We start from the raw sequence: 24,310 nt of genomic DNA on the forward strand, positions 1-24,310 counted from the left end.
GCTCCGTTACTTCTGGGTTAACGTTGGGTGGGCTCTTTAACGAGCACGAGACCGAGCAGGGAAATCAGCCCGCAAGCAATCAGGTAAAACGCCGGGGCGCTGGGATTGCCGGTCAGGGATATCAGGAGGGTGCAGAAGAACTGGGCAAAACCGCCGAAAACGATGCTGGCAAGGGCATAGGTCACTGACAGCCCGGTCGCCCTAACCTCAGCCGGGAAAATTTCCGCCAGCATGACCAGCGAGGGCACGGTGTTACATACAAGCAGCGCCGCCAGGGTGCTCGCCACCACAACCAGCACCGGCAATGTCGGTGAGTGCTGCAGCAGAATAAACGCCGGATAGATCAACACCAGCATGGCCAGCCGCGACCAGAGGATCATGCGCTTGCGCCCCCAGCGATCACAGGCCCGGCCGGATGCCACCGCCAGGGCCACTTGCACGGCGCCCGCCGCGCACCCGGTCCAGATCCCGACCGACAACGGTAGATGCAACTGCGCCACGGCAAAGTTGGACAGGTAATGCAGGATCACGTAAGAACCCGAAGTACCGCCGATGGCAATCAGGATCCCGGCCACCAGTGCCTGCTTATGCTGGCCCCAGCTCAGGCGGTGGCTGACATCGCGCTTGACCTGATCACTTTCCTGCAAGTGCCGGCGCATGTATGACCCGACAGGAATCACCAGCAACCCGATCACGAAGGGGATGCGCCAGCCCCAGCCGGCGACCTGCTCTTCGCTCAGCCCGTAGTTCACGCTCAGGCCCACCATCGCGCCGAGGAGCACGCTCAGGCCCTGGCTGAAAAATTGCCAACTGGTGAAATAACCGCGCTCATGGCTCCGGGCCTTTTCCATCAGGTAGGTGGTCGAGGCGCCCACTTCGCCGCCAATCGCAAAGCCTTGCAGCAGGCGGGCAAAGACAATCATCAACGGTGCCGCAATCCCGATCTGCGCATATGAAGGTGTCAGGACAAAAATCAGCGAGCCGATCGCCATCAGCCAAAGGGTCAATATCATGGCGGCCTTGCGCCCTACCCGATCGGCATACTGGCCTAGCAGGATGCTGCCCAGCGGGCGCATGAAAAAGCCGATGCCATAGGTTGCGAACGCAAGAAGCAACTGGTTTGAACCGTCAGCCGGGAAAAACTGTTTGCCGATCACAGTGGCAAAAAAGCTGTAGACGGTGAAGTCGTAGAACTCCAGCCCATTGCCAATGGTAACGGCCGCGATGTTCTTTTTGCGGCTGCCCCGGGAGCCGGTCGATGAGTGCCCGGCCATAGCGGGTGTTTCAGATAAGGTATGTTCCATAATGGAGTCCGGGCCTCAAAGTGCAGGTGCTGTGGGCTTGAGCATTTTTTCCACCAGCTTCACCCAGTAGGACGCACCGACCAGCAGGCACTGATCATTGAAATCGAATTTCGGGTGGTGGCACATGACATTCTCTGCACTGTCACCGTTGCCGATGATCAGGTAGGAACCGCGACATTTCGCCAACATGAAAGCGAAGTCCTCGCTGCCGGTAAGCGGGCGCATGTTCTCGATCAACCCCTGCTCCCCGATCCATTCCAGAGCCGCGCTACGGGCTAACTCGGTTTCATGCTGATCATTGACCAGCACAGGGTATCGGCGGTTGTAATGAACCTCTGCTTCGCCGCCATAACTTTGGGCGATATGTTGCGCCAACAGGGTGATGCGCGCTTGCAGGATGTCTCGGGTGTCAGCCCGCAGGGAGCGGACACTGACTTGCAGCTTCGCCGACGCGGGGATCACGTTGGCCGCCGAGCCTGCGTGAATGGAGCCGACACTGACAATTGCGGTATCCAGCGGGTCGATGTTGCGCGACACGACACTTTGCAGGCACAGGGTCAAAGTGGCGGCCATGACCACCGGGTCCACAGTCTTGTGCGGTACTGCGCCATGCCCGCCCACCCCTTTTAAGGTGATGGAGGCGGTGTCCGATGAGGCCATGAACGGCCCGCTGAGAAAGCCCAGTTTGCCCGCAGGGAAACCGGGCATGTTGTGCATGGCGAAGATCGCATCGCACGGAAAAAGCTCGAACAACCCTTGCTCGACCATTTCCCGGGCCCCTCCCAGGCCTTCTTCGGCCGGCTGGAAGATCACATTCAGGGTGCCACTGAAACGTCGGGTACTGGCCAGCACTTTGGCCGCAGCCAGCAAGGTGGCAGTGTGACCATCATGGCCACAGGCATGCATCTTGCCTGCTTGAGTGCTGGCGTAGTGCAGTCCGGTTTCCTCGGTGATCGGTAGCGCGTCCATGTCGGCACGCAACCCGATGCGCGGGCCGCTGCCATGACAGAGCTGCCCTACCACCCCCGTGCCCGCCAGGCCCCGGTGCACCTCAAAGCCCCACTCCTGCAGTTTTTGCGCTACCAGATCACTGGTTGCAAACTCTTCGAAGCCCAGTTCCGGGTGAGCATGGATAGCGTGCCTGATCGCTATCATCTCGTCCTGTATCTGCTCGATCTCTGCCAGAATCATCATTTTTTGTTGTCCCCTCAGACTTGTTATTGATTTGATTCTGACCCGTATTGACAGAATTAAAAGACAAGGTTTAGGCTCGGTGACAACATTTAGTTGTCATCAGGGGCAAGATGAAAACCAACCAGTTCGTGGCTTTGGTGGCGGTCTCCGAAACCGGAAGCATCCGCAGCGCAGCCAAATCGATAGGTCTGACCCAGGCAGCGATCACCCGCACGTTGCGAGAGCTTGAACAGCAACAAGGGGTGGAGTTACTGGAACGCAACCATACCGGTGTGCGCTTCACCGAAGCGGGCAAAAGCCTGCTGCACCATGCACGCCTGATCCTGAGCGAGATCGATAAAGCCCGGGCAGACTTAAACCTGATCCGTAGCGGGCAATCCGAACGTCTGCGGATCGCCATTTCACCTTTTATCAATTTCACTTTTTTGCCGGAGTGTCTGAGCCTCTATCAACAAGAGTACCCACACGTATTTGTGGAAGTGTTCGAGGGCCTGCATGGCATTTCCGTACCTCAGCTCAGGGACGGCTACCTGGATTTCGCAGTGATCCAGGCCAGTAATTTTATTGCTGAAAACGAATTCTCGATCGAACCGCTGTTTTCCTATCAGGCCCATGTGGTGGGGCGCAGCGATCACCCGCTGCTGGATTCCACGTCCATCGACGAACTCAATGCAATGAAGTGGCTGGCTAACTACCCGCCTTCATTGCACAGCACCTTTATCAGTGACCTGCACCGGGAGTTTCGCCTGTCGCCCAAGCCCAGCCACGTGGTCAGCGTGCACTCGGCGGGGATTCTGTTGCCGGTGCTGTTGCAGACAGACGCGCTCACGGTGCTGCCCGACCTGCTGCTCAAGTCTCAATGCTTTGCTGCGGCGGTGGCGCCTTTGAGTGCGTTCAAAGGCTCCAAGTCCCGAATCCTCGGCGTGGTCAGCCGCCGTGGCAACGTGCGCAGCAAAGCCGCCAACGCCTTCATCGCGACCTTGAAACAAGTGATAAAGCAGCACGCCAAGAACCCCAACTCACCCTTCAGTGAGATGCTCTCGCCCAAAGACCTGCTCTTTTGAGCCGGTGTGACGGATTGCGGGGCGAATGCTAAACAGGGTCAAGGTGGTAATGACGCCGAACGTCACCAGCATCAGGGAGACCGGCCAGGATGACTTGTAGATGCCGAACAGGGCTGTAGCCGCCAGAGGCGCCAGACCGCCGGAGAAAATCGACGCAATTTCATGCCCCAGAGCCAGGCCTGAATAACGCACATGAGCCGGGAACAGCTCGCCCATCAAGGCCGGCTGAGTACCAATCATCGCGCCGTGGCTGAAGGCCAGCCCGAGCAGCAGGGCCAGGTAGACCCAGCCCGTAACATGGGTGTCCATCATCCAGAAGAACGGAAAGGCCAACACGATCAGGCTGATGGAGCCGATTGCATAGACGGTTCGCCGACCTATTATATCCGACAGCCAGCCCCAGAACAGAATGGTGAAGGCTTCAACGATCATTGCCAGCATGACCCCGCCCAGGACCACTTGAGTGCTGAGCCCGGTGAGTTTGGCGTAGGCCATGACGAACGCGAGGAAGATATAGGCGCACCCGTTCTCTGCCAGGCGCAGGCCCATGGCCTGGAACACCTCCCGGGGATGGTTGCGCAGCACCTCCAGAGCCGGAGGGCGCTCGGCCTTGGGGCGACGCTTGACCTCCTGTTCAAACTCACGGCTTTCCGGCAGGCTGCGGCGGATATACAGGCCCACCCCGAAAATCAGAATGCTGGCCAGAAACGGCAGGCGCCAGCCCCAGCTCATGAAGTCCTCCTGGGGCAGCATCTGCACCAGGTAGAACGCTGCAGCGGAGAGAACGAATCCACCGGACACCCCTAACTGGCTCCAGGCCGCATAGAAGCCGATCCGCCCGGGTGGTGCATTTTCGCTAAGCATCAGCACCCCGCCACCCCATTCTCCGCCTGAGGCCACACCCTGGGCGATCCGCAAGATGACCAGACTGGCGGGGGCCAGATACCCCGCCTGCTCGAATGTCGGCAACAGGCCCATGAGAAAGGTCGCCAGCCCCATAATCGCCAGGGTCATGACCAAGGCTTTTTTGCGGCCGTGCCTGTCGCCGATATGGCCAAAGATGATTCCCCCCACCGGGCGGGCAAAGAAGCCAACGGCGAACCCGGCGAACGCCCCCATGGTGCCGACAATCGGATCCGTTCCCGCGGGGAAGAACAGCGGACCGAAAATCAATGCGGCAGCCGTGCCATACAGGAAGAAGTCATACCACTCCAGTGCGTTGCCGAACACCGAGGCGATGACGATGCGCCGCATCGATGCGCGATTGACCGGCCCGTTATGACCTGTTTGCAAATTGCTCATGAATCCCTCCGATCAACACTTGCGGGTTGTGGTTGTAATCAATCAGCAGCTATCGGGCCTCAGTACTCCAGCGTGAGGCTCGACTCGAGATTGGCCTGCACCTGGCTTTCGCTCAGCCAGTCCTGTTTGCAGCCATGGTCGCGATAAAGCGTCAACTGATCCGCTACGTGCTTGCTGGCCTCGCCATTGGCCGCGACGAAGCCGCTCTGACCCGGTGGTACGACCGAGCACATGCTCACCCCGTCACTGCCCAGGCTGACCCTGAACGTTTCGCTGCCACGGTTCATGAATGGAGCAAGGGCGGGTTGCCGGTCTTTTGAAGCCCAAGGCACGCCGATCGCGTTGAGCGCAGCAAAACGCATGCTTGCCACTGGCGTGCGCCAGGCCTGCAAATCTGCTCCTTGGGTGGCTAGCAAAGCTTTGAGGGTGCTGCGCAGAACTTCCAGGACAACAGCTTCAGGCGCCTCACCATTGAAAAAGTCATAACCCTGAGGAACGCTGGCGTGCTTGCCCTGCAGCGCATTCCACAACAATTTCGAGGCATTGCCCGGCTGTGGCGATACCGGACTGTATTGCGTCGGGTAACCGGCCCCGGCATAAACTTTAAACACCTCTGCCGGTAAATCGTCTTGCAATACCCGGCTGTACATGGCCGCCAGCCACCCACGCATAATCGGCACCGCCGGGCTGTCATAGACGCCTTTGCCCTGATCGTCACGGTTTTGCAGATTCCACTGCTGCAGAATGTCGGCGGCCTGACGCGCCGGATCAGCGACCGGCAGATTGCGGGTGGCCGCCACAATCGAGGGCACAAAATAGCGCGCATTAAGGTCGGCAAATGCACCGCGGCGATCCACGTCCCAGATGTCGTCGAGACTGAGCCTGGCCTTGGCCTGTAACGGCGCGATCAACTCGTTAACCCGATCGACACGGGAATAATTGGCACCGTCCGCACGCAGGCCCGGTGCGGGCTGGTTGTTCCAGCTGACCAGATACCCCTGGTCCGGGTTGTAACTGCGCGGATTGCCAGCAAAAGGAAGGAAACCTTGCCACTCCATGCTGCCATCACCCAATGCCGGAAACTGCACCGGCTGGTGGCCTGGACGCTGTGGTTGCTTGCCCACGGCCACGTGTCCGATATTGCCCAGGGTGTCGGCATAGAACCAGTTGATCGAGACGCTGACCCGCTCGGCCTGAAGCAAAAACTCATCCCAGTTATGGGCCTTGGCCAACCCGGCCCACCCCATCAGGCTTTCGATCTCGCGCCCTTCCCAGCTGCGCTTCTGGCTGTAAGCGGTTTGATTGGCAACATCCCAGGTGCTGACGAAACCATGAACCGTCGAGTACACCTCAAGCGTATAAGGTGCCTCTCCTTTCACCTCGATGGTCTCGGTGCGTTTGTGCATCGGTTGGTAATGACCGTCGTAGCGATACTCAAAACGATTCTGCGGGTTGAGCTGTTCTTGATAGACGTCGTTGGTATCCAAGGCGCCAACAGTCGAACCCCAGGCAATGTGCCCGTTACTGCCAAACAGAATGGCCGGCAGGGCCACCGGGGTGCTGCCGGTAAAGTCATAGCCGGCCCCGTGCAAGCCGACGCTGTAGGTGATACTGGGGTTAAACCAGCCTTGCTGCGGACCATTGAACAGCACTGCGCGACCGTCCTGGCTTTTTGCCGGTGAGACGACCCAGGCATTACTGGCCGTTGGCATCGCATCTGCCGCGGCTTGCCCCAGGCGGGCGATCTGCTGACTACGCCAGGTGTGCGCCGCCGCGACCGACAAGGGTTGCAGGCCTTGCGCTGAATTGTAATTTCTCAGCGGTCCCGCTGCCTTTGCCGACGTTGACGGGGCTTGGGGGTCCTCCAACCAACGCAGCTGGTCATACAGTTGCTGCCCGATCAGAGTACCGCGAGAGGCTTGGAGGCGTTCCAGCAGTTGCAGGTTGGCGACTTCCTGGGTACCGGCAAAGAACCGGTTAAGGATCAACCCCACCCAGATATTGGCGACATCTTCAGGACTCCAGGGTGCAGGCTCAAAACCTTCCTCGACAAATTCGATCGCCAGCAAGTTCGGCTTGTCCGCCAGCACCTCCCGGATGCGGGCGTTGAAGCCTGCCGCATAGCCTTCAAAGATCTGTCGATCATCAACTGGCAATGCCTGCAACTGCGCGCGAATACTGGCGGGATCGAAATTTGACCGCGTCGCCTTGTCGATCTCCAGATAGTCCTTGCCCAGCACCTGGGCAACAGTTCCGTTGCTTGAGCGACGGGCCATTTCCATTTGATACAAACGATCCTGGGCAACGGCATAGCCGTACCCGAAATACAGCCCCCCCAGATCCTGAGCGTAAATATGCGGCACACCGTAGTGATCACGCTTGATGGTGACTTGTGCTGCGAGCCCTTGCTGGGCAACTGAACCAAGACCCAGCCCAAGCAAAGCCAGGCGCATTGTCCGACCAAACACACGGGGTTGAGCAAGCCTGTGAGGCTTGAAACTGTACATAACGGACATCCTTATAACGGCCGGGTTATGTGCCTCAGCACAGCGGTGAAAATGCTGCGGGCAGGTAAATCGTGGAGTGCATGTCGAGTAGTTGCGGCCCCGAGTTTTCCGGTGGCCAAACCCCGTCGTTAACCGCGCGGGTGCGGACCTCGAGCCGCTGCTCAAGGCTGCGCCAGGGCCAGATATGCAAGTACCGGGGCGTGCGCCCGTCCGTTGCGTAGAACGCGGCATAAACCGGCGAGTAGCCCTTGCCTGTGCGTGCGCCTATGGCGCACTCCCAGCCGTCGAGCGTGGGGGCAAGACCCGAAGGAACCAGGTTGTAGACCCGCAGTTCATAGAAAGGCCCGTGGGGGCCTGCAGCAAGGGGCTTGAGAAAAGGGAACAGGCTGTAGTTTTCCACCGTCATATCCGCCATGAAGGCCTCTATGCCAAAGGCATCATGGGACAGCAGATAACGCTCACGCTCGTTATGCCGTGAACGCTCGTCACAAAAACCGCGCAACACTGCCACCTGGTTCAACGGACCAATCTCCGATGCCCAGCAACCGATCAGACTGCAACCTTGAACGGCCCCACCCAGCGTTTGCTCCAGCCGCGCCATAACCGCAGGCATGGTGCGAACCCGCACAGTGAAGGTAATCAACTCGTATAAAGTCATCGCGACCTCTACTCGGCAACCAGAAAACACCCGTCAGCGGGCAGCAGACTGGCGTCCCTGGTGATGGGAGCTCTGTGAAATCAAAGAATTCAGAACTTGAAGACGTAGGTGGTGATCAGGCGGTTTTCGCCGTAATCCTGGCCTGATGCGTCACCCCTTCCATAACGGGTCTTCACATCCGTGCGCCGCCACTCAAAAGCGAGATTTTTCAGCGGACCGCTTTGCACCACATAGGCCAGCGCCAGGTTGCGCTCACTCTCCTGGTTGTTGCTCAGATCACCCCCGCGGTCCCAATGGGTGCCTTTTGTATAGCGTGAGTAGAACGTCAGGCCCGGTACGCCCATTGCCACAAAGTCGTACCCGTAACGCACCGACCAGGAGCGCTCTGCCGGCTGGACAAACGCCAGCGACGACCAGTTAACCAGGTAGGGTTGAGGGATATATCCGTTCAATGTCGGGAACACACTCTCGCCCAACATGCGTTGGTAACTGAGGCCGAACATATGCGCGTTTTTGGTCAGGGTAAATAACGTGCCGTAGGATCGATTATCAATCTTTCCGTCCAGGGCATGCCCGGCCTCACTATTATTAAAGTATCGAATGTCTGTTTTTAAGGCATAACCATTACCCAGATCAGCTCGATGCATCAACCCCGCATAATGTTGTTGATAAATATCATGCAGCAACCCGTAGTAATAACTCAGTTGCAAGTTTTTACTCAGATTGTAAGTACCGCCTGCGAAGTCCAGCCCCTCACTGTCGAGTGCGTCGCTCGTGCCCCATTTATAGAGCTTTTCATGATTGGAAGACTCGCGGGTGACCACCGACCAGAAACGCCCGGCGGTTAACTTCAGCCCTTCGATTTCCTGAGACTCGATCATCGCCCCCTGATAGATCGTATCCAGTTGCCTGCTGGAGTCATCGTAGGCAATGGGCAGTTGCGGGCGATGATCGCCCACTTTCAACTCGGTCTTGCTGTAGCGCATTTTCAGGGTTGCGCCGGCCCTGCTGTAGTCTGCAGCCGTTTGTTGGTCCCGGACACTGAACGGCAGCGATCCGTCGTTACCGGTTGAGTCCAGGCGCACGGCATATTGCGCGTTCAGATCCAGGCCAATAGCCAGAGGGCTGTCGGTATAGCCTGATACCCATTGCGCATCGAAGCCCTGGCTCCAGCTGCCGACTTTCGAATCGCGTGCCTGATGCTGGTGGTAATCCCGGTCGAGATAAAAGTTGCGTAACCCCAGACTAAATTGTCCGTCGTCAAGCATATCGGCATTGGCCAGCTGCGGTATAACAACCGCGGTCAGGCACACCGCGGTAACAGCCTCGCTTACCCAGCGCTTCTGAAACATCGGATACTTCCTTTTTACATGCCAAAAGGCATTTATAGTGGGAGCAGATTAATAAGCAAAAACAAGGGATGCGGATAATCTACGTTGTTATTTTTATAAGCCACTTAGTGCAAAAAGAGCTGAGCAACTCCGACACGGAGCGCTGGACACCTGGAAACTTATTAATGTTCTTTATGCTTTACTTTAAGAGGACCCACTTCAACTTGCCGCTTTCGATGCGTCTCCCAAACGGTGGTAGGCACGATTGAAATACACCAGACCTTCCTGGCTTTCACCATTACGAATTCCCACGACTTCACAGTAAAAAATCGTGTGCGAACCGACTTCATGGGCCTGGGCAATACGGCAGTCGAAGTTGACCAGGGCTTCATCCAGCAAAGGTGCACCGCTTTCCAGAGTGCTCCAGCGGGCACAGGAAAAACGAGCATCCATGTCCAGTTCACGATTGGCGAATACGCCAGAAATCCTCTGGTGATCTGCACTCAACACATTGACACTGAGTACGCCGTTGCTCTTGAAATGCACATTTGAATACGACGAACGATTCATACAAACCAACAGCGTTGGCGGTTGATCGGTGACACTACACACCGCAGAGGCAGTGAAGCCGAATCGCCCTGCCGCACCGTCGGTGGTGATCACCGAAACGGCACCACCGAGCATTGCCATTGAATTACGAAATCCGGTCGTGTCGACCATGGTAGTTACCTCTGTCAGATATCCAGTACCAGCGTCTTGGATTTGGCCCGCGAGCAACACACCAACATCTGGTCGTTCGCAGATTTTTCATCATCGGTCAGGTAAAAGTCACGGTGGTCCGGCTCACCTTCAAGCACGTCGCACAGGCAAGTGCCGCAAACACCTTGTTCGCAGGACATCTCGACCTTGATTCCGACTCCGGCCAGGGCGTGGGCAATGCTCTGGCCTTCACCTACCTGCACCGTTTTACCGCTGCGTGCAGCGATGACTTCGAACCCAGCGCCCGAGGCATCGACCTCGATCTGGAAATATTCGCGATGGATATGATCATCGGCGTACCCCCGTTTTGCGGCCTCGGTAATTACCCATTCCATGAATCCGGCAGGGCCACAGACATAAATATGCACCCCGGCTTTGGGCGTACCGAGCAGGCTGCCCAGGTCGAGTTTCTGTTGCGCGTCCTCATCATCGAAATGGGTGTGTACACAGCTGGCAAAGTCCGCATTGCCAAGCTCTTCGAGAAACCCGCTGCAGGTGCGCGAGCGGCTGCAGTAGTGCAGCTCGAAGGCACTGTCCAGAGCATTGAGGCTATAGGCCATCGCCACCATCGGCGTAATGCCGATGCCACCGCCTATCAGGATCGAGCGCTGTGCATCCGGCGCCAGCGGGAAAAGATTGCGCGGGAGGCTGATCTCGATTTGCACACCTTCGCGCAGTTGTTCATGCACCGCCAAAGACCCGCCGCGAGACGCAGGATCCTTCAGCACGCCCACACGATAGCGCGACCCGTCAGACGGGTTGCCGCACAGGGAATACTGACGAATCAGGCCAGGCCCAAGATGAATATCCACATGTGAACCTGCGTCGAAAACCGGCAACGGCTGGCCCGAGGCATCACTCAACTCGAGGACCACGACACCGTCGCCCTGCTCCTCGCGCTTGCTCACCACAACCTTTAAAGTTTGCTCACTCATAGCTTGTTTCCGGGTTACACCCAGCCGCATTACGGGCCGGGTCGGTTGAGTCCTGGGACCATGCTTAACGCATGAAGATCCCGCCATTCACATCCCAGGTGGCCCCGGTCGTGAAGTAGGCGTCTTCACCGGCCAATAGCACGACCAGTTTGGCGATGAAGCCGGCGTCGCCGAGGCGCTTGACCGGGATGGCGTCGATCAGCTGTTCCAGCCTTTGTGCCGGCACCGCTGCGCGCACCGCCGGGGATTCCACAGGGCCCGGTGCGATGGCGTTAACCGTCACCCCTGAGGAGGCCAGTTCTTTGGCAAAAATTTTCGTCAGGGTGATGATTGCGCCCTTGGAGGCGGCATAATGTGCGCCGGTGGCAGTGCCCCCGTTTTGTCCGGCCAGCGAGGCCATATTGATGATGCGCCCGTAACCCTGGGCGGCCAGATGCATGCCGAACACCTGACAACCGACGAAAGTCCCGCGCTGATTGACCTCAATGACCCGGTCAAACTCCTGGGCACTGATCTGCATGACCGGCGTGATCATGGTCATGGCGGCGTTGTTCACCACCACCTGCAGCGCCCCCCAATGCGCCAGGACAGCCACCAGCGCGGCTTCAAAATCGGCTTTTATGGCGACATCCAGCTTCAGGGCCAGAACACGCTCGCCACTGGGGTCGAGCTCACGGGCGGCGGCTTGGGCCAGTTCCAGCGAGAGATCGGTGATGACCACCGCATAACCGGCGTCGAACAAGCCCCGGGCAATTGTGTTGCCCAACCCTTGAGCGGCGCCGGTCACCAATGCTGTATGCGTCATGAAACACTCCTCAGAGGATGTAACCGATACCGGCTAGGGTATCGGTGGAGTTGATCAGCTGGATCAATTTGCGCTGGATTTTGAAGCTGTCACCGCTGCGCAACAGCTCGAATGTGATGTCGGCGGTGTAGTGCTTGAACACGTCCTTGCGAAATTCCCGCAGGTTTTGAGCGCAACGCACGGTGACCACACCGCCTTCATCCGAAAGCACCCGAAAACGCGATAGCGAACGCACAGTTCGGGCCCGCGGCGTGGTGGAAATGGAGTCTCCGCTGATCAGGCGCGTAACCCGCAACTGACGCATGTGATGATCGTCGTAGGCGTAGTTCAGGGTGTTTTCAAAGTCGGTCTCCAGCGGATCGATCGGAATGATATAGGTGGATTTTTCGGCCCACAGATCGAGCCACGGGGAAAACTCACCGTGGTCGAGCATGTCGGCTTCCTGCCAGATAAAGGCGCTCACATGGTTGAGCAATTGCACGTCGATCATCATTTGCCCTCCTGGGCCGACATCATTTTTTTCCACTGCTGGTAGCCTGCGCGCATACCGGTTTCGGCACTCACATCACCGACCACGCCGTCCTCTGATTTTTGCTCCCCGGGCAACCCGCGGTTGAGCATGATCCACAGGTCGGTGCCGGCACTGGCGCCCCGCTGCACCCGTTCCCAGGCCTCGGAATCGTCCGGCGTGCCAAAGCCCATCGGGCCTTGGAAATGCTCATGCAAGCGCAGGCGATAACGGTTGGCCACTGCCGGGCCGCCGTCCATGGTGATCACCGCATGATGAATTTCGGTTTCATTCACGGCTATCGGTTGCAGCACGCGGAAGAAAGCCATCGAGCAAGCGATGTTCGGGAACAGGTTGAGGTTGAAACCCGAACCTGCGACCGCCCGCACGATTCGTCGCACCTCCAGTTCTTCGTGACCTTCGGCCCTCAGCTGCGCTGCCAGCTCTTCGAAGCGTGCAGGAATCGGCAGGTCGAGGTTGGCTTCCAGATCGATCAGGTCGGGGATCATCACCATCACACTGTGGCCGTTGCCCAGATCTTCAACAAAACCGCTGCCGCCGACAAAATCGAGCATCTCCTCTGTCTGCTTGTCCACCGATGACAGGAATGACTTGTGAACCAGCGGGAAGTGGTAAGCATCGGTGGTGTTTTCGAGCTGAATCTTCCAGTTGCCGGGGAAGCGGAAACGGTGCTCGCCCGCCACTTTGATCGGGTAACCGGCGCCCTGTTTCATGAACAGATCTATCCACTTTTTCGCCGCACCGAGGAAGTCGCTCAGCGGCTCAATGTCATCCTTGAAGGTGGCGAAGATCATGCCGTTGTACTGTTCGACCCTCAGGCTGACCAGCGGATGCTCGCTCTTGTCGAGCATGTCGGCATAGCTTTCAGGATGCGGCACGCCCCGCAGCGAGCCGTCCAGGGCATAGCTCCAGCCATGGTAGGGACACACGAAACTGTTGGTCTTGCCTTTTTTGTGTTCACAGACGGTCGCGGCGCGGTGGCGGCAACGGTTGAGCAACACATGAATGTCTTTCTTGCGGTCGCGTACCACGATGACCGGCTGCTTGCCGACGTAGGTGGTCTTGTAGCTGCCCGCCTCGGGTATTTCACTGACGTGACCGACCCAAATCCAGGTGCTGTAGAAAATGTTCTTCAGCTCCTGATCGAAAATCTGCGCATCGGTGTACAGCGAAGTGTGTACCCGGTCATGCAGTACAAGATCTGCCGGGGTCGTTTGCAGCGTGGTGGTCTGAATCAGGTTATTCATGATCACTCCTCGTCGGCATATCCCGCCGACTCCTGGAAAATTCTGGTTGTTACTCGCCGGACCTGGCCGGCACTGGCAACGCGGCGGCGCTGTTCCACGCGGTTACCGGGCGGCTGAACAGGTTTTCGGTCTGAAAGTGCGCGATGCACCACCTGCCGTTTTCCTCCGTGAAACTGACTGTCAGGCGTGCGCTGTTGAGGTGCGAGTCGCCGCTGGCAAAGGTCGAGGTCTGCAACATCACCCAGCTTGCTTGGGCACAATCGCCCTGCACCCGAATCAGCTCGGACGTAAGGAAATGTACGTTGAGAGCAAAGTGCGCCGGTTCGACCATATAGGTCGCAAACATTTCCTTGATTGCCCCTCGCCCGCGATAGCCACCGAAGGCATTGCGGTACTTGGCGCCCTTGCCTTCCCACAGTGCATCCGGGGTGAAAAGACCGGCCAGTTCGTCCAGAGGCGAGTTCACCCCAAGCTCGTCGCACAGCACCATGTAGCGGTTCATGCAGGCCCGGATGGCGTTCTCGCTTTCCAGCCCCTGCAGCCGCTGTTCCAGCTGTAGTACCCGCTCTTCAAGTTCCATGTAGGCAGTCCGGCTCAGCGCTGGATGATCAGTTCGCGACCCACACGGGCCTCGACTTTGGTGTACTTCCACAGCTTGCTGGTGCCATCGCCGACCGGCGTTGTGCGGAACAGGTTGCAGGCGGCATTGACCGTTTCAATGTCCGGCACGTCGGCCAGCAAATAAGTGGTCCAGGGGTAGCCTGTGGAGGGGCCGACCATGCTTTGGTCATCGTCCATGTTGCCCAGGACATTGATCCCCGGCAGGTCGGCTATGCCGTTCCACATTTCGCTGAATGCCGCCCAGACCTGCAGTTGCTCTTCTCGCGGCGCGTCGAAAAAATTCTGGTTGATGCCCATGCAGAACAGGACACGTAATACTTTTTTGTCGCTCATAAATTCACCCATCCAGGAGAAGTAAAAAATTACAGGTAGCCGGGCAATGGCTTGTTGCCGAAGAAAATTGCACCGGCGTTCTGATAGGTCATGTCGCCCATGAACGCGTGCTGGGTGATCACCAGGGTGTCGTTGACGAAACGTGACAGCGGGCTGCTGCGATAGACCCCGCTCATGCCCGAGAGCATTTGTGCGGTTCGCGCGACCTCAGCGGCGACACGGGTGGCGTGGGTCGAGGACAGGCGCAGCATGTTGGTCTGCTCCACGGTCACCGCATCACCCGCCAGGACGCTGCTCCAGGCGTCGTCGATGGACTCGTAGAACCAGGCTCTGGCTGCCCGCAATGAAGCCTCGGCCTTGGCCATTTCTACTTGTGCCAATGGCCGGTCGGACAGCGAAGGCGCGCCGGTCACCGAGATCCGCCCGCTGGCCATGCCGGCCAGTTCATCCAGTGCCGCACGGGCGACTCCAAGCCCGACCACGGACAACACCTGGGTGGCGAACGACAGCGACGGATAACGGAAGAAAGGCTCGTCGAGGCTGGACGGGCCGCCGCGGATGAAGGTCCAGTCCTCCGGGACTACTACCCCGTCAATGACCACGTCATGGCTGCCGGTGCCGACCAGGCCGACCACATTCCAGGTTTCCTCGATGCGGACCTTGTCCCGGGGCATAACGGCCAGGCGCGGCAAACCGAGCATGTCGCCTTTTTTTGGCGCAATCCCTACGCCGATCAACGACGCCCCCATGCAGCCGCTGGAAAATTTCCAACGCCCAACCACTTCCAGGCCGCCCTCAACATAGGCCGCCGGTTGTGGCGGGAAGATGCCGCCAGCAAACACTACGTCCGGGGAGTCGGCGTAGATTTTCTTGATGGTTTGCAGCGGCAGTGCCGACAGGTAAACCGGGCTCATGCCAAAGCTGGCAACCCAGCCGGCGGAGCCGTCGGCATGGGCAATCTCTTCAATCATCTGGCAGAACTGGGCGGGCGAGCGCTCATCTCCACCAAAACGCCGGGGCACCAGAGCACGGTAAACGCCGAGCTTGCGAAAGCGTTCGATCACGTCCTGGGAGATAAATTTTTGCTGGTCAAATTCTTCAGTTCTGGCCCGCTCGCGAATCTCTGCCAGCAGTTGCCGGAATTCGTCACCCGCAGTGATCGGCACGCAGGGCTGGTGATTCAGCTCGCCAAGTACAGTCATGGGTTTCTCCAAGGTATTCATACAGATTGCTGTAGGTTTTCAAGACGGCCAACCAGCTCCCGGGCGACTGCGCACAGCAGTTCGTCCGCGCCTTTGGCGGCGATCAGTTGCAAGCCGACCGGCAGCCCCGAGGCTCCGACCAGCGGGATGTTTAGGGCCGGATGGCCAGAAAGATTGAATGGCCGCACAAAGGCGGTCATGCCGATGGCGGCGCGGGTGTCGGCGGCATCGCTAACCCGCAACGGGTAGTCGGGCATGGTGGGCATTGCCAGGATCTGACAATGCTCAAGGGCTGCATCTACCTCAGCAGTGAACTGCAACCGTACTTGCTCGGCAGCCTCCAGGGCCTGATCCGTTGTGTCTTTGGCACTGAGCAGACGGCCTGCTATGTCCTGACCCACCAAACCGGTTTCCAGCAAGTGGCCGCAGGCATTCCAGGTTTCCCTGTTGATGACCACCAGACCAGCGTCATAAGCCGCCTCCATACCGGGTAACTGCATGGTTTGCAGAGCAAAACCAGAGGTCTTCAGCGCCTGATCAACCGCCGCCTGTACTTCGGAGCCCGCATGAACCGGCACCACGCCCAGGGTGATATTTTCGGTGTCCGGCAAGCTGATGAAGCTCGGGTCGATGATTTTCATGGCTTCGATCAGCACGTTCATGTTCCCCGCGAACGGCCCTACGCAGTCCAGCGAGCTGTGGGTCGGCATGACTCCGGCCCGACTGATGCGACCCAGGGTGGGCTTAAGGCCGAAGACCCCGCAGCACGCAGCCGGAATGCGCACGGAACCTCCGGTATCGGTGCCCAGGGAAAAGTCGGCAAGGCCCGCCGCTACAGCCGCTGCAGAGCCACTGGAGGAACCTCCCGGAATCCGCCCCGGGTAACGCGGATTGTCTGCAGTGCCTTGCCACTCATTGATACCGGTGGTGCCATATGCCAGTTCATGCAGGCTGGTTTTGCCGAGGATCCGGCAGCCTCTGTCGAGTAATGCCTTCACCACCCGGGCATGTTCGACAGCGGCAGGCGCATCGGCCAATGCGCGGCTTGACGCACGGGTTGGCCAGCCCGCGATGTCGATAGTGTCTTTCACCATCACCGACAACCCGTCCCCGCCCAATGCCAATTTCTGAACCACGATTGTCATGCCTTCACCTACCTGTCTATCCATTGCGCAGTGCGCTTTGAGCCATGAGCCCGATCGCAAGAGCGAGCCGAACGCCTAAATCTAAAATCGTAATAATTACGTGAATTGTCAATTGAATTATCACAAATAAAATAGTGTGTATTTTTGGGACGTTTTTTAATGTTACGCACCGATAACGTGCAGAGCAGTAACAACCTTGAATGGTTCAAAAGCCAGTAGAACAATTGTTTTTTATCTTTAAAAACAACTAGATACATTATAAAAAACCTATCTAAATGCTTTTGACCGTAATTTTTATGCCACACCATCGTGGATAAAAAAACGCTCATAAAAAATAAAATACGAAAAATATTCACGTGAAATGTAACGCAATAAACAGCATTTTTTGCCTCATAAAAACACTGAAAAAAATCGATTAAAACATTTTTATGATTGACTACTGATCCAGATCAAAGCCACGTCACAGCTAATGCCGGCGGTTTTTTTCGAGGGTGATTGCTCTGCCCTGTCGACAGATTTATTGCGTCACTGACTGCCCCGGGCAAACAGCATCGGGCAGCTGTGATAGCCACCCGCACAGCAAGACCGCCACAGATTTGTGGCATGCAATCTGCTATCGCCTAGTGGGTCATCGCCCGGCAGGAAAATTCCGTTTCAAAGGCAAAGAGCAAAAACCCACAAACAAAATCGCCTCTTGCGTCTGCAACTCTTCGGAGAAATACATGCTCTTCAAGAAAACCGTGTCCACGCTGCTGTTGAGTGCCGCCTGCGTATCCATTGCCCAGGCAGAAGTAAAAATCGGCGTCATCACTTCTTCCAGCGGGCCCCTCGCACTGGTGGGCTTGCCGCAGAAAAACTCCATAGCACTGCTGCCTGCCAAAGCCGGCGATCAGGACGTGACTTACATTGCACTGGATGACGCCAGCGACCCGACAGCTAGCGTCAAAGCGCTGAAGAAGCTGATCAGCGAAGACAACGTCGATGCGATCATCGGCCCGAGCGGCTCGCCCAATGCCATGGGCGTGATCCAGTTCGCTGCCGAAGCAGGAGTGCCATTGCTGGCACCGGTAGGGACTGCGTCGGTGGTGCTGCCGATGAGCAACGACAAGAAGTGGGTATTCAAGACCACGCAGAACGATGAGCTGATCGCCAAGGCGTTATTTCAAAGCATGGGCAAAAAGGGCGTGAAAACCCTGGGCTTCATCGGCACTGCCGACCCCTACGGTGAAAACTGGGCCAAGGTCGTCGCCACCCTCGCGGCCGAGCACAACATCAAGCTGGTCGCCACTGAACGCTTCCAGCGCCAGGACACCTCCGTGACCGGGCAAAGCCTGAAAGTACTTTCACTACGGCCCGATGCTGTCTTGATTGCCGCCCCCGGCAGCGCAGCTGTCATGCCCCAGACCACCCTGTATGACCAGGGGTATCGCGGTCAGATTTACCAGAGCCATGGCGCCGCACTGCCGGATTTTCTCAAGCTTGGGGGCAAGAAAGTCGAGGGCACCATCCTCGCCGCCAGCCTGATGCTGGTACTGGACGAGATCCCCGACAGCAACCCTTCAAAGAAGGTCGCCAGCGCCTATGTCGCCGCCTATGAGAAGCTCAATGGCAGCAAGCCTGCGACTTTCGGGGCCAATACCTATGACGCCGCCCTGCTCCTGGAAAAAGCCATCCCCATTGCCGCCGCCAGGGCAAAACCGGGCACGCCGGAGTTCCGCAGCGCCCTGCGTGATGCATTGGAGCAAAGTCACGAACTGGCAGGCACCCAAGGGGTATTCAACATGACGCCCGAAGACCACAGCGGCTTCGATGAGCGCGGGCGCGAGCTTATCCAGGTCAAGAACGGCACCTGGAGCCCGATCAAACCCGAATAAATCCCCAACCAGTGATCCCGCCCCCCCCCGGGCGGTGCGCCGCATGCCGCAACGCGTTTGCGGCCTCACTACGCAGGAAGAGTCATCACCATGAATTTCCAGATAGCCATGCTGCTGGGCCAGGACGGGATTACCAACGGTGCGATCTATGCACTGCTGGCGCTGTCGATTCTTCTGGTCTTCACCGTCACCCGCATTTTGCTCATCCCTCAGGGCGAGTTCGTTACCTATGGCGCCCTGACCATGGCCACCTTGCAGGCCGGTCACCCTACGGCACTGGTCTGGCTGCTGCTGGGCCTGACCTTGCTCGATTGCGCAGTGGACCTGATCGGCGCCGCGCGCTCCGGTCACCGGCTGCGTTTGCTCAAACGCATCACCCTCAAGCTGGGTTACGCCGTGCTGATGGTGGTGCTGATCCGGACCTTGCCGCTGGCCAGTCTGCCAATGGCCATTCAGGCACTGCTGACACTGGCGCTGGTGGTGCCTTTGGGCCCGCTGATTTACCGGCTGGTATTCCAGCCGATTGCCTCAGCCAGTTCACTGGTGCTGCTGGTTGTGTCCATCGCCGTTCACGTGAGCATGGTCGGTATTGCCCTATTGCTGTTTGGCCCGGAAGGCGCACGCACCGAACCCTTTTCCGAGGCCGGCCTGGAACTGGGCCCGGTCACCTTCAACAGCCAGACACTGTGGGTTCTGGTGGTGTCGCTGGTGCTGATCATCAGCCTGTACCTGTTCTTTGAGCGCACGCTTTACGGCAAAGCCCTTCGCGCTACCGCGGTCAATCGCATGGGCGCGCGACTGATGGGCATCTCTGCGACGCTGGCGGGCAAAGCGACCTTTATGCTGGCGTCCTTTATCGGCGCACTGTCGGGCATTCTTATCGCGCCGATCACCACCCTGTACTTCGACTCTGGTTTCATCATCAGCCTCAAGGGTTTTGTCGGTGCGATCATCGGCGGACTTGCGAGCTATCCCCTGGCCGCCGCGGGCGCTTTGGCGGTGGGCCTGATCGAAGCGTTTTCGATGTTCTGGGCCAGCACCTATAAAGAAATCATCGTCTTTACCCTGATCATTCCGTTTCTGCTCTGGCGCTCGCTTGCCCAACGTCACGTGGAGGAAGAGCAATGAATCCGCGCTATCTGCTACTCGCTCTGGTGCTGATACTCGGGGTCGCTCCACTGCTGTTACCGCCGTATTACGTGACCCTGCTCAACTATATCGGCCTGTACACACTGGTGGTGCTCGGCCTGGTGTTGCTGACCGGGGTGGGCGGCATGACCAGTTTTGGCCAGGCGGCTTTCGTCGGGCTGGGCGCCTATACCACGGCTTATCTGACGACTGCCGAGCAATTGCCGGCATGGCTGGCATGGGCCGGCGCTTCACCCTGGCTGACACTGGTGGTGGGGATTGCATTGACCGCGCTGGTAGCTATGGTCCTCGGTGCCATGACCCTGAAACTGTCGGGGCACTACTTGCCGCTGGGCACCATTGCCTGGGGCCTGTCACTGTATTACCTGTTCGGCACCCTTGAATCTCTGGGCGGGCATACCGGGGTCAGTGGCCTGCCGTCAATTTCAGTGTTCGGCTATGCACTGGACAAGGGCGAGAAGATTTACTACCTGATCTGGGTCGTCCTGGCGCTGGCAATGCTGATCACCCGAAACCTGCTGGACTCTCGGGAAGGCCGGGCGATCCGCGCGCTCAAGGGGGGCCAGGTCATGGCCGAGTCCATGGGGGTAAACACCTTTCGCTCGAAGATGGTCATTTTTGTCATTTCGGCAGTGTTTGCCGCCCTCTCCGGCTGGCTTTATGCGCACACCCAGCGCTTCGTCAACCCGACCCCCTTCGGCCTGAACATGGGCATCGATTACCTGTTCATGGCGCTGATCGGCGGGGTTGGCAGCGTCTGGGGGGCGCTGCTGGGAGCCGGGATTTTAACCATGCTCAAGCAGTGGCTGCAGGACTTGCTCCCGCATCTGCTGGGCAATAATGGCAACTATGAAGCGATCGTCTTCGGCGTACTGATCGTGCTGCTGATGCAACGCGCACCCGGCGGTCTGTGGCCCATGCTGGTGCGTCTGATGCCCCAGCGGTACAGATCGCGCAAAACCCTGCCCCCCGAAGCTGCCGATAGCCCGGCGCTGGCACGCCGCCAATTGCCGGAACACGGTCAGCTCATTCTGCAGGCGCGTAACGTGACCCGGCGTTTTGGCGGGCTGGTGGCCAACAACGACATGAACCTGGAAGTGCATGCCGGGGAAATCCTGGCACTGATCGGCCCCAACGGTGCAGGCAAGAGCACCATGTTCAATCAGCTGTCCGGGGTCGACACTCCTACCTCCGGCGATGTGCTGTTCATGGGCCAGAAAATCAATGGCACAACGTCTCGCAAAGTCGCAGCACTGGGCATGAGCCGCACCTTCCAGCATGTGAAGCTGTTACCGACCATGAGCGTGCTGGAGAACGTCGCCATTGGCGCCCACTTGCGTGGCAGCAAAGGCGTAGTGGCAGCAGCGCTGCATCTGGATCGACAGGAAGAATGCCGCTTGCTTAACGAAGCCAGACATCAGCTACAACGTGTCGGTCTGGGTGAATTCTTATATGAAGAAGCCGGCAGCCTGGCGCTCGGTCAACAACGGATTCTGGAGATTGCCCGCGCCCTGTGCGCCGACCCGTGCCTGTTGCTGCTGGATGAACCTGCTGCAGGGCTGCGCCTGAAAGAGAAAGAGGCACTAGGGATTTTGCTCAGCCGCTTGCGCAGCGAGGGCATGGCGATCTTGCTGGTGGAACACGACATGGATTTCGTCATGGGGCTGGTGGACCGGGTGGTGGTAATGGAGTTTGGTCAGCGCATCGCTCAAGGCTTGCCTGAAGAGGTGCAAAAAGACCCGGTGGTACTTGAAGCCTATCTTGGAGGAGCAGAGTGATGAACATGTCTTTTGTGCCGCAACCCTCTGCGGACAATCTGTGTGCCAACCCGGTGTTGGAGATCAAGGACCTGAGCGTTGCCTATGGCAAGGTCGAGGCGCTGAGCGGTGCCAGCCTGCGGGTTGGCCAGGGCCAGATCGTGACGGTGATCGGACCCAACGGCGCAGGCAAGACGACACTGCTGTCAGCCATCATGGGGGTGCTCGGCTCCCGGGGGCAGGTCAACTTCGACGGCAGCCTGGAAGCAGTGCCTCAAGTTGAAGTGATGGTGTCTCGCGGACTGGGCCTGGTGCCGGAGAAGCGCGAACTGTTCACCAGCATGAGTGTGGCCGACAACCTGCTGCTCGGGGCGTTTGCCAGGCATCGGCGGGGCGAGCGCGATCACGCGACTACCCAGGCGCAAATCTATGAGTTGTTTCCGCGGCTCTGGGAGCGTCGCGAGCAACTGGCGGGCACCCTGTCCGGTGGCGAACGGCAGATGCTCGCCGTCGGCCGGGCATTGATGGCCAAGCCCAGGCTGCTGATGCTGGACGAACCGAGTCTGGGCCTGGCCCCTCTGATTACCCGGGAGATTTTCCGCATCATCACGGCGCTACGCCAACAAGGGGTATCGATCCTGCTAGTGGAGCAAAATGCCCGTGCTGCGTTACGGGTCGCGGACTATGCCTATGTGCTGGAAACCGGCCAGATCGCCATGCAAGGGCCCGCCAGCGAACTGGCCGACGACCCTCGAGTGATCGAGGCGTATCTGGGACTGGCCAGCAAGCACCAGGAGATGCTCGCGAACTGAGTGAGGCCGGGCTCAGCCGGTATGCCTGAACCTGTAGACCGGCTGTGCGGTGCGCTTCACCGCACAATGCCCTGACCCCGCCCGGGTCCGATCCCGGCAACGCGGACCTGCGCCGTCAGGTGCAGCCAAGCTATCGATCCAGTCGACAGCCTGCGCTCAATCCCCTATAAATCTCTTCTCATTCGCTAACACCAAGTCGAACTCTCTGCATGATCACCCCGAAAAAACGTCTCAGCCGATACAATCCCGCCAGCGAGAATTTCAAAAAGGAAGAATTCCCGTTTTACTGGCTTGCTCGTTTGCATGGCCGTTACTCCCAGGCCATGGAAAAAGCCCTGAAGAAAATCGACATGGATATCCCGCGCTGGCGAATCCTGTTCATTCTCAAGGACAACGGCGAATCGAGCATTTCCGAGATTTCCATACATGCGATCGCGAAAATGTCGACCATCACCAAGATTGTCTATCGCATGAAAGCTGACGGCCTGATTGACACCAACCCGTGCCCCAGCGACGGCCGTGTGACCCAGGTATCCCTGACTGAGACTGGCCGTCAGACCATCGAGAAAATCCAGGTATCCACCAGCGATATCTTCAAGAACAGCTTCAAAGGCCTGACCGAAGCGCAGATCACCCGACTCAACGGCATGCTGGAAACGATCTTCAACAACTTGCCGCAGGATTGATCCCGCTCAGCGCTGGTCAGCCCACCTCCTTGAATCCCATACAGCCCGGCCACTGACCACAACGCAAAAAACCACGGGCTAAACCTGAGGTTTATCCCGTGGCCCGACCCCGTACTTTGACGCGGTCAGTCTTCGAGCGCGCGTACCCGCTCCTGGCGTTGCTGCTCTTGCGGCTGGGCCGAGGCCTGCAAGGTGAAATCGAATTCGATTTCGGCAAACCTGCCGCTGACGCCATGCTCTGCGGCGCGCTGCTGGTCATCGCTGAAACTGATTTTGGCGATCAGCTCGTCACGGGTGGCGTAGGCAAAATCGTCATGCAGGTACTGATCACCGTCGAGGTTGATCTGAGTGGTGAGGTGGCGATGATCCGGCGCAGAAATAAAGAAGTGGATATGCGCAGGACGCTGGCCATGACGGCCCAGTTGATCGAGCAGGTGCTGGGTCGGACCGTCTGGCGGGCAGCCATAGCCTGACGGCACGATGCTGCGAAAACGGTAACGGCCTTGGGCATCGGTGACGATTCGCCGACGCAGGTTGAACTCGGACTGACTGGCATCGAAATAGGAATAGGTGCCGCCCGTGTTAGCGTGCCACACATCCACCACGGCACCGGCCAGCGGCTCGCCGGCGGTGTTTTTGACCTGGCCCTGCATGAACAGCTGAACGCCCGGGTCGAGGCCGTCATCCAGTCGTGCTTCGAAGTTGGACAGTGGCGCACCCGCCACGTACAGCGGGCCTTCGATGGTGCGCGGGGTGCCGCCGGATTTGCCGGCCTGCTCGTCTTCGGCGTCCATCAACAGGTCCAGGTAATGCTCCAGCCCGAGGCCTGCCACCAGCAACCCGGCCTCTTGACGCGAGCCCAGGACGTTCAGGTAGTTCACGGCTTTCCAGAACTCTTGCGGAGTCACGGCGAGGTCTTCGATGATGGTGACCGAATCCCGCAGGATGCGGCTGACCAGGGCTTTGGTCCGCGGATCGCCTGCATCGTTGTGCAGACCGCTGGCCTCATCGAGAAATTTTTGCGCGCTGGCAGTATGGGAAATCTTGGCGTTCATGGTGTTTCCTCATCTTGTAATTATTGGTGTAACCAACTGAG

Annotated in this window: 22 protein-coding genes; 6 read left to right on the forward strand and 16 right to left on the reverse strand. The window is 58.4% G+C overall.

The window, feature by feature from the left end; translation table 11 throughout:
* Positions 1-17 precede the first annotated feature (17 nt).
* Positions 18-1,304 (reverse strand): MFS transporter, encoded by a 1,287-nt coding sequence (locus AOC04_RS11260; protein WP_060693386.1) that lies wholly within the window; start codon positions 1,302-1,304, stop codon positions 18-20.
* 15 nt (positions 1,305-1,319) lie between these two features.
* Positions 1,320-2,498 carry a M20 aminoacylase family protein gene (locus AOC04_RS11265; RefSeq protein ID WP_060693388.1) on the reverse strand — a complete coding sequence of 393 codons (1,179 nt, stop codon included), beginning with the start codon at positions 2,496-2,498 and terminating at the stop codon, positions 1,320-1,322.
* Positions 2,499-2,608: 110 nt separating this feature from the next.
* On the opposite strand from AOC04_RS11265, the gene AOC04_RS11270 reads away from it, so the two are divergent.
* On the forward strand, positions 2,609-3,562 hold the full coding sequence (locus tag AOC04_RS11270) for a LysR family transcriptional regulator (protein WP_060693390.1): 954 nt from the start codon (positions 2,609-2,611) through the stop codon (positions 3,560-3,562).
* Here AOC04_RS11270 and AOC04_RS11275 read toward each other — a convergent pair.
* The 13 genes from AOC04_RS11275 to AOC04_RS11335 form a co-directional block, all read right to left on the reverse strand.
* Positions 3,518-4,864: an MFS transporter gene (locus AOC04_RS11275; protein WP_082363702.1), complete on the reverse strand. Its 1,347-nt coding sequence runs from the start codon at positions 4,862-4,864 to the stop codon at positions 3,518-3,520. The two genes, AOC04_RS11270 and AOC04_RS11275, sit on opposite strands and share 45 nt — an antisense overlap.
* 59 nt (positions 4,865-4,923) lie before the next feature.
* Positions 4,924-7,317, reverse strand: a complete 2,394-nt coding sequence (locus AOC04_RS11280; protein ID WP_237178865.1) for a penicillin acylase family protein — start codon at positions 7,315-7,317, stop codon at positions 4,924-4,926.
* Between the two features lie 88 nt (positions 7,318-7,405).
* Positions 7,406-8,029 carry an NIPSNAP family protein gene (locus AOC04_RS11285; protein WP_060693394.1) on the reverse strand — a complete coding sequence of 208 codons (624 nt, stop codon included), beginning with the start codon at positions 8,027-8,029 and terminating at the stop codon, positions 7,406-7,408.
* A gap of 89 nt (positions 8,030-8,118) precedes the next feature.
* Entirely contained in the window at positions 8,119-9,381 is a 1,263-nt protein-coding gene (locus AOC04_RS11290) for an OprD family outer membrane porin (RefSeq protein WP_060693396.1), read from the reverse strand.
* 198 nt (positions 9,382-9,579) lie between these two features.
* Positions 9,580-10,080 (reverse strand): flavin reductase, encoded by a 501-nt coding sequence (locus AOC04_RS11295; RefSeq protein ID WP_060693398.1) that lies wholly within the window; start codon positions 10,078-10,080, stop codon positions 9,580-9,582.
* A 14-nt stretch (positions 10,081-10,094) separates the two neighbouring features.
* Complete coding sequence (locus AOC04_RS11300; RefSeq protein WP_060693400.1) at positions 10,095-11,054, reverse strand: PDR/VanB family oxidoreductase; 960 nt, start codon at positions 11,052-11,054, stop codon at positions 10,095-10,097.
* Between the two features lie 64 nt (positions 11,055-11,118).
* On the reverse strand, positions 11,119-11,859 hold the full coding sequence (locus AOC04_RS11305; protein ID WP_060693402.1) for an SDR family NAD(P)-dependent oxidoreductase: 741 nt from the start codon (positions 11,857-11,859) through the stop codon (positions 11,119-11,121).
* Positions 11,860-11,869: 10 nt separating this feature from the next.
* Positions 11,870-12,346 (reverse strand): aromatic-ring-hydroxylating dioxygenase subunit beta, encoded by a 477-nt coding sequence (locus AOC04_RS11310; RefSeq protein ID WP_060696932.1) that lies wholly within the window; start codon positions 12,344-12,346, stop codon positions 11,870-11,872.
* Between the two features lie 2 nt (positions 12,347-12,348).
* Entirely contained in the window at positions 12,349-13,635 is a 1,287-nt protein-coding gene (locus tag AOC04_RS11315) for an aromatic ring-hydroxylating oxygenase subunit alpha (RefSeq protein ID WP_060693404.1), read from the reverse strand.
* A gap of 49 nt (positions 13,636-13,684) precedes the next feature.
* Positions 13,685-14,215 carry a nuclear transport factor 2 family protein gene (locus AOC04_RS11320; RefSeq protein ID WP_060693406.1) on the reverse strand — a complete coding sequence of 177 codons (531 nt, stop codon included), beginning with the start codon at positions 14,213-14,215 and terminating at the stop codon, positions 13,685-13,687.
* Between the two features lie 14 nt (positions 14,216-14,229).
* On the reverse strand, positions 14,230-14,589 hold the full coding sequence (locus tag AOC04_RS11325) for a hypothetical protein (RefSeq protein WP_060693408.1): 360 nt from the start codon (positions 14,587-14,589) through the stop codon (positions 14,230-14,232).
* A 29-nt stretch (positions 14,590-14,618) separates the two neighbouring features.
* On the reverse strand, positions 14,619-15,791 hold the full coding sequence (locus tag AOC04_RS11330) for an acyl-CoA dehydrogenase family protein (protein WP_060693409.1): 1,173 nt from the start codon (positions 15,789-15,791) through the stop codon (positions 14,619-14,621).
* A 17-nt stretch (positions 15,792-15,808) separates the two neighbouring features.
* Positions 15,809-16,936: an amidase gene (locus tag AOC04_RS11335; protein ID WP_060693411.1), complete on the reverse strand. Its 1,128-nt coding sequence runs from the start codon at positions 16,934-16,936 to the stop codon at positions 15,809-15,811.
* A 722-nt stretch (positions 16,937-17,658) separates the two neighbouring features.
* On the opposite strand from AOC04_RS11335, the gene AOC04_RS11340 reads away from it, so the two are divergent.
* The 5 genes from AOC04_RS11340 to AOC04_RS11360 all read left to right on the forward strand — a co-directional run bounded on the left by AOC04_RS11340 (position 17,659) and on the right by AOC04_RS11360 (position 23,214).
* Positions 17,659-18,810: an ABC transporter substrate-binding protein gene (locus AOC04_RS11340; protein ID WP_060693414.1), complete on the forward strand. Its 1,152-nt coding sequence runs from the start codon at positions 17,659-17,661 to the stop codon at positions 18,808-18,810.
* 90 nt (positions 18,811-18,900) lie between these two features.
* Positions 18,901-19,938, forward strand: a complete 1,038-nt coding sequence (locus tag AOC04_RS11345) for a branched-chain amino acid ABC transporter permease (protein WP_060693416.1) — start codon at positions 18,901-18,903, stop codon at positions 19,936-19,938.
* On the forward strand, positions 19,935-21,737 hold the full coding sequence (locus tag AOC04_RS11350) for a branched-chain amino acid ABC transporter ATP-binding protein/permease (RefSeq protein ID WP_060693418.1): 1,803 nt from the start codon (positions 19,935-19,937) through the stop codon (positions 21,735-21,737). The genes AOC04_RS11345 and AOC04_RS11350 overlap by 4 nt, the downstream gene beginning before the upstream one ends.
* Positions 21,737-22,528 carry an ABC transporter ATP-binding protein gene (locus tag AOC04_RS11355; RefSeq protein WP_060693420.1) on the forward strand — a complete coding sequence of 264 codons (792 nt, stop codon included), beginning with the start codon at positions 21,737-21,739 and terminating at the stop codon, positions 22,526-22,528. The genes AOC04_RS11350 and AOC04_RS11355 overlap by 1 nt, the downstream gene beginning before the upstream one ends.
* Before the next feature lie 209 nt (positions 22,529-22,737).
* Positions 22,738-23,214 (forward strand): MarR family winged helix-turn-helix transcriptional regulator, encoded by a 477-nt coding sequence (locus AOC04_RS11360; protein ID WP_060693422.1) that lies wholly within the window; start codon positions 22,738-22,740, stop codon positions 23,212-23,214.
* 125 nt (positions 23,215-23,339) lie between these two features.
* Here the strand turns inward: AOC04_RS11360 and catA are convergent, their stop codons facing one another.
* Positions 23,340-24,269 carry a catechol 1,2-dioxygenase gene (gene catA, locus AOC04_RS11365; protein WP_060693424.1) on the reverse strand — a complete coding sequence of 310 codons (930 nt, stop codon included), beginning with the start codon at positions 24,267-24,269 and terminating at the stop codon, positions 23,340-23,342.
* Between the last annotated feature and the right edge of the window lie 41 nt (positions 24,270-24,310).

Origin of the sequence: Pseudomonas versuta, assembly GCF_001294575.1 — a bacterium.
Classification (GTDB): domain Bacteria; phylum Pseudomonadota; class Gammaproteobacteria; order Pseudomonadales; family Pseudomonadaceae; genus Aquipseudomonas; species Aquipseudomonas versuta.

Coding starts and splice junctions, on each gene's coding strand:
- AOC04_RS11295 (WP_060693398.1), bottom strand. CDS start 10,080: ATGGTCGACACGACCGGATTTCGTAATTCAATGGCAATGCTCGGTGGT.
- AOC04_RS11305 (WP_060693402.1), bottom strand. CDS start 11,859: ATGACGCATACAGCATTGGTGACCGGCGCCGCTCAAGGGTTGGGCAAC.
- AOC04_RS11350 (WP_060693418.1), top strand. CDS start 19,935: ATGAATCCGCGCTATCTGCTACTCGCTCTGGTGCTGATACTCGGGGTC.
- AOC04_RS11285 (WP_060693394.1), bottom strand. CDS start 8,029: ATGACTTTATACGAGTTGATTACCTTCACTGTGCGGGTTCGCACCATG.
- AOC04_RS11345 (WP_060693416.1), top strand. CDS start 18,901: ATGAATTTCCAGATAGCCATGCTGCTGGGCCAGGACGGGATTACCAAC.
- AOC04_RS11260 (WP_060693386.1), bottom strand. CDS start 1,304: ATGGAACATACCTTATCTGAAACACCCGCTATGGCCGGGCACTCATCG.
- AOC04_RS11340 (WP_060693414.1), top strand. CDS start 17,659: ATGCTCTTCAAGAAAACCGTGTCCACGCTGCTGTTGAGTGCCGCCTGC.
- AOC04_RS11360 (WP_060693422.1), top strand. CDS start 22,738: ATGATCACCCCGAAAAAACGTCTCAGCCGATACAATCCCGCCAGCGAG.
- catA (WP_060693424.1), bottom strand. CDS start 24,269: ATGAACGCCAAGATTTCCCATACTGCCAGCGCGCAAAAATTTCTCGAT.
- AOC04_RS11290 (WP_060693396.1), bottom strand. CDS start 9,381: ATGTTTCAGAAGCGCTGGGTAAGCGAGGCTGTTACCGCGGTGTGCCTG.
- AOC04_RS11275 (WP_082363702.1), bottom strand. CDS start 4,864: ATGAGCAATTTGCAAACAGGTCATAACGGGCCGGTCAATCGCGCATCG.
- AOC04_RS11320 (WP_060693406.1), bottom strand. CDS start 14,215: ATGGAACTTGAAGAGCGGGTACTACAGCTGGAACAGCGGCTGCAGGGG.
- AOC04_RS11355 (WP_060693420.1), top strand. CDS start 21,737: ATGAACATGTCTTTTGTGCCGCAACCCTCTGCGGACAATCTGTGTGCC.
- AOC04_RS11330 (WP_060693409.1), bottom strand. CDS start 15,791: ATGACTGTACTTGGCGAGCTGAATCACCAGCCCTGCGTGCCGATCACT.
- AOC04_RS11280 (WP_237178865.1), bottom strand. CDS start 7,317: ATGCGCCTGGCTTTGCTTGGGCTGGGTCTTGGTTCAGTTGCCCAGCAA.
- AOC04_RS11300 (WP_060693400.1), bottom strand. CDS start 11,054: ATGAGTGAGCAAACTTTAAAGGTTGTGGTGAGCAAGCGCGAGGAGCAG.
- AOC04_RS11325 (WP_060693408.1), bottom strand. CDS start 14,589: ATGAGCGACAAAAAAGTATTACGTGTCCTGTTCTGCATGGGCATCAAC.
- AOC04_RS11265 (WP_060693388.1), bottom strand. CDS start 2,498: ATGATGATTCTGGCAGAGATCGAGCAGATACAGGACGAGATGATAGCG.
- AOC04_RS11315 (WP_060693404.1), bottom strand. CDS start 13,635: ATGAATAACCTGATTCAGACCACCACGCTGCAAACGACCCCGGCAGAT.
- AOC04_RS11270 (WP_060693390.1), top strand. CDS start 2,609: ATGAAAACCAACCAGTTCGTGGCTTTGGTGGCGGTCTCCGAAACCGGA.
- AOC04_RS11335 (WP_060693411.1), bottom strand. CDS start 16,936: ATGACAATCGTGGTTCAGAAATTGGCATTGGGCGGGGACGGGTTGTCG.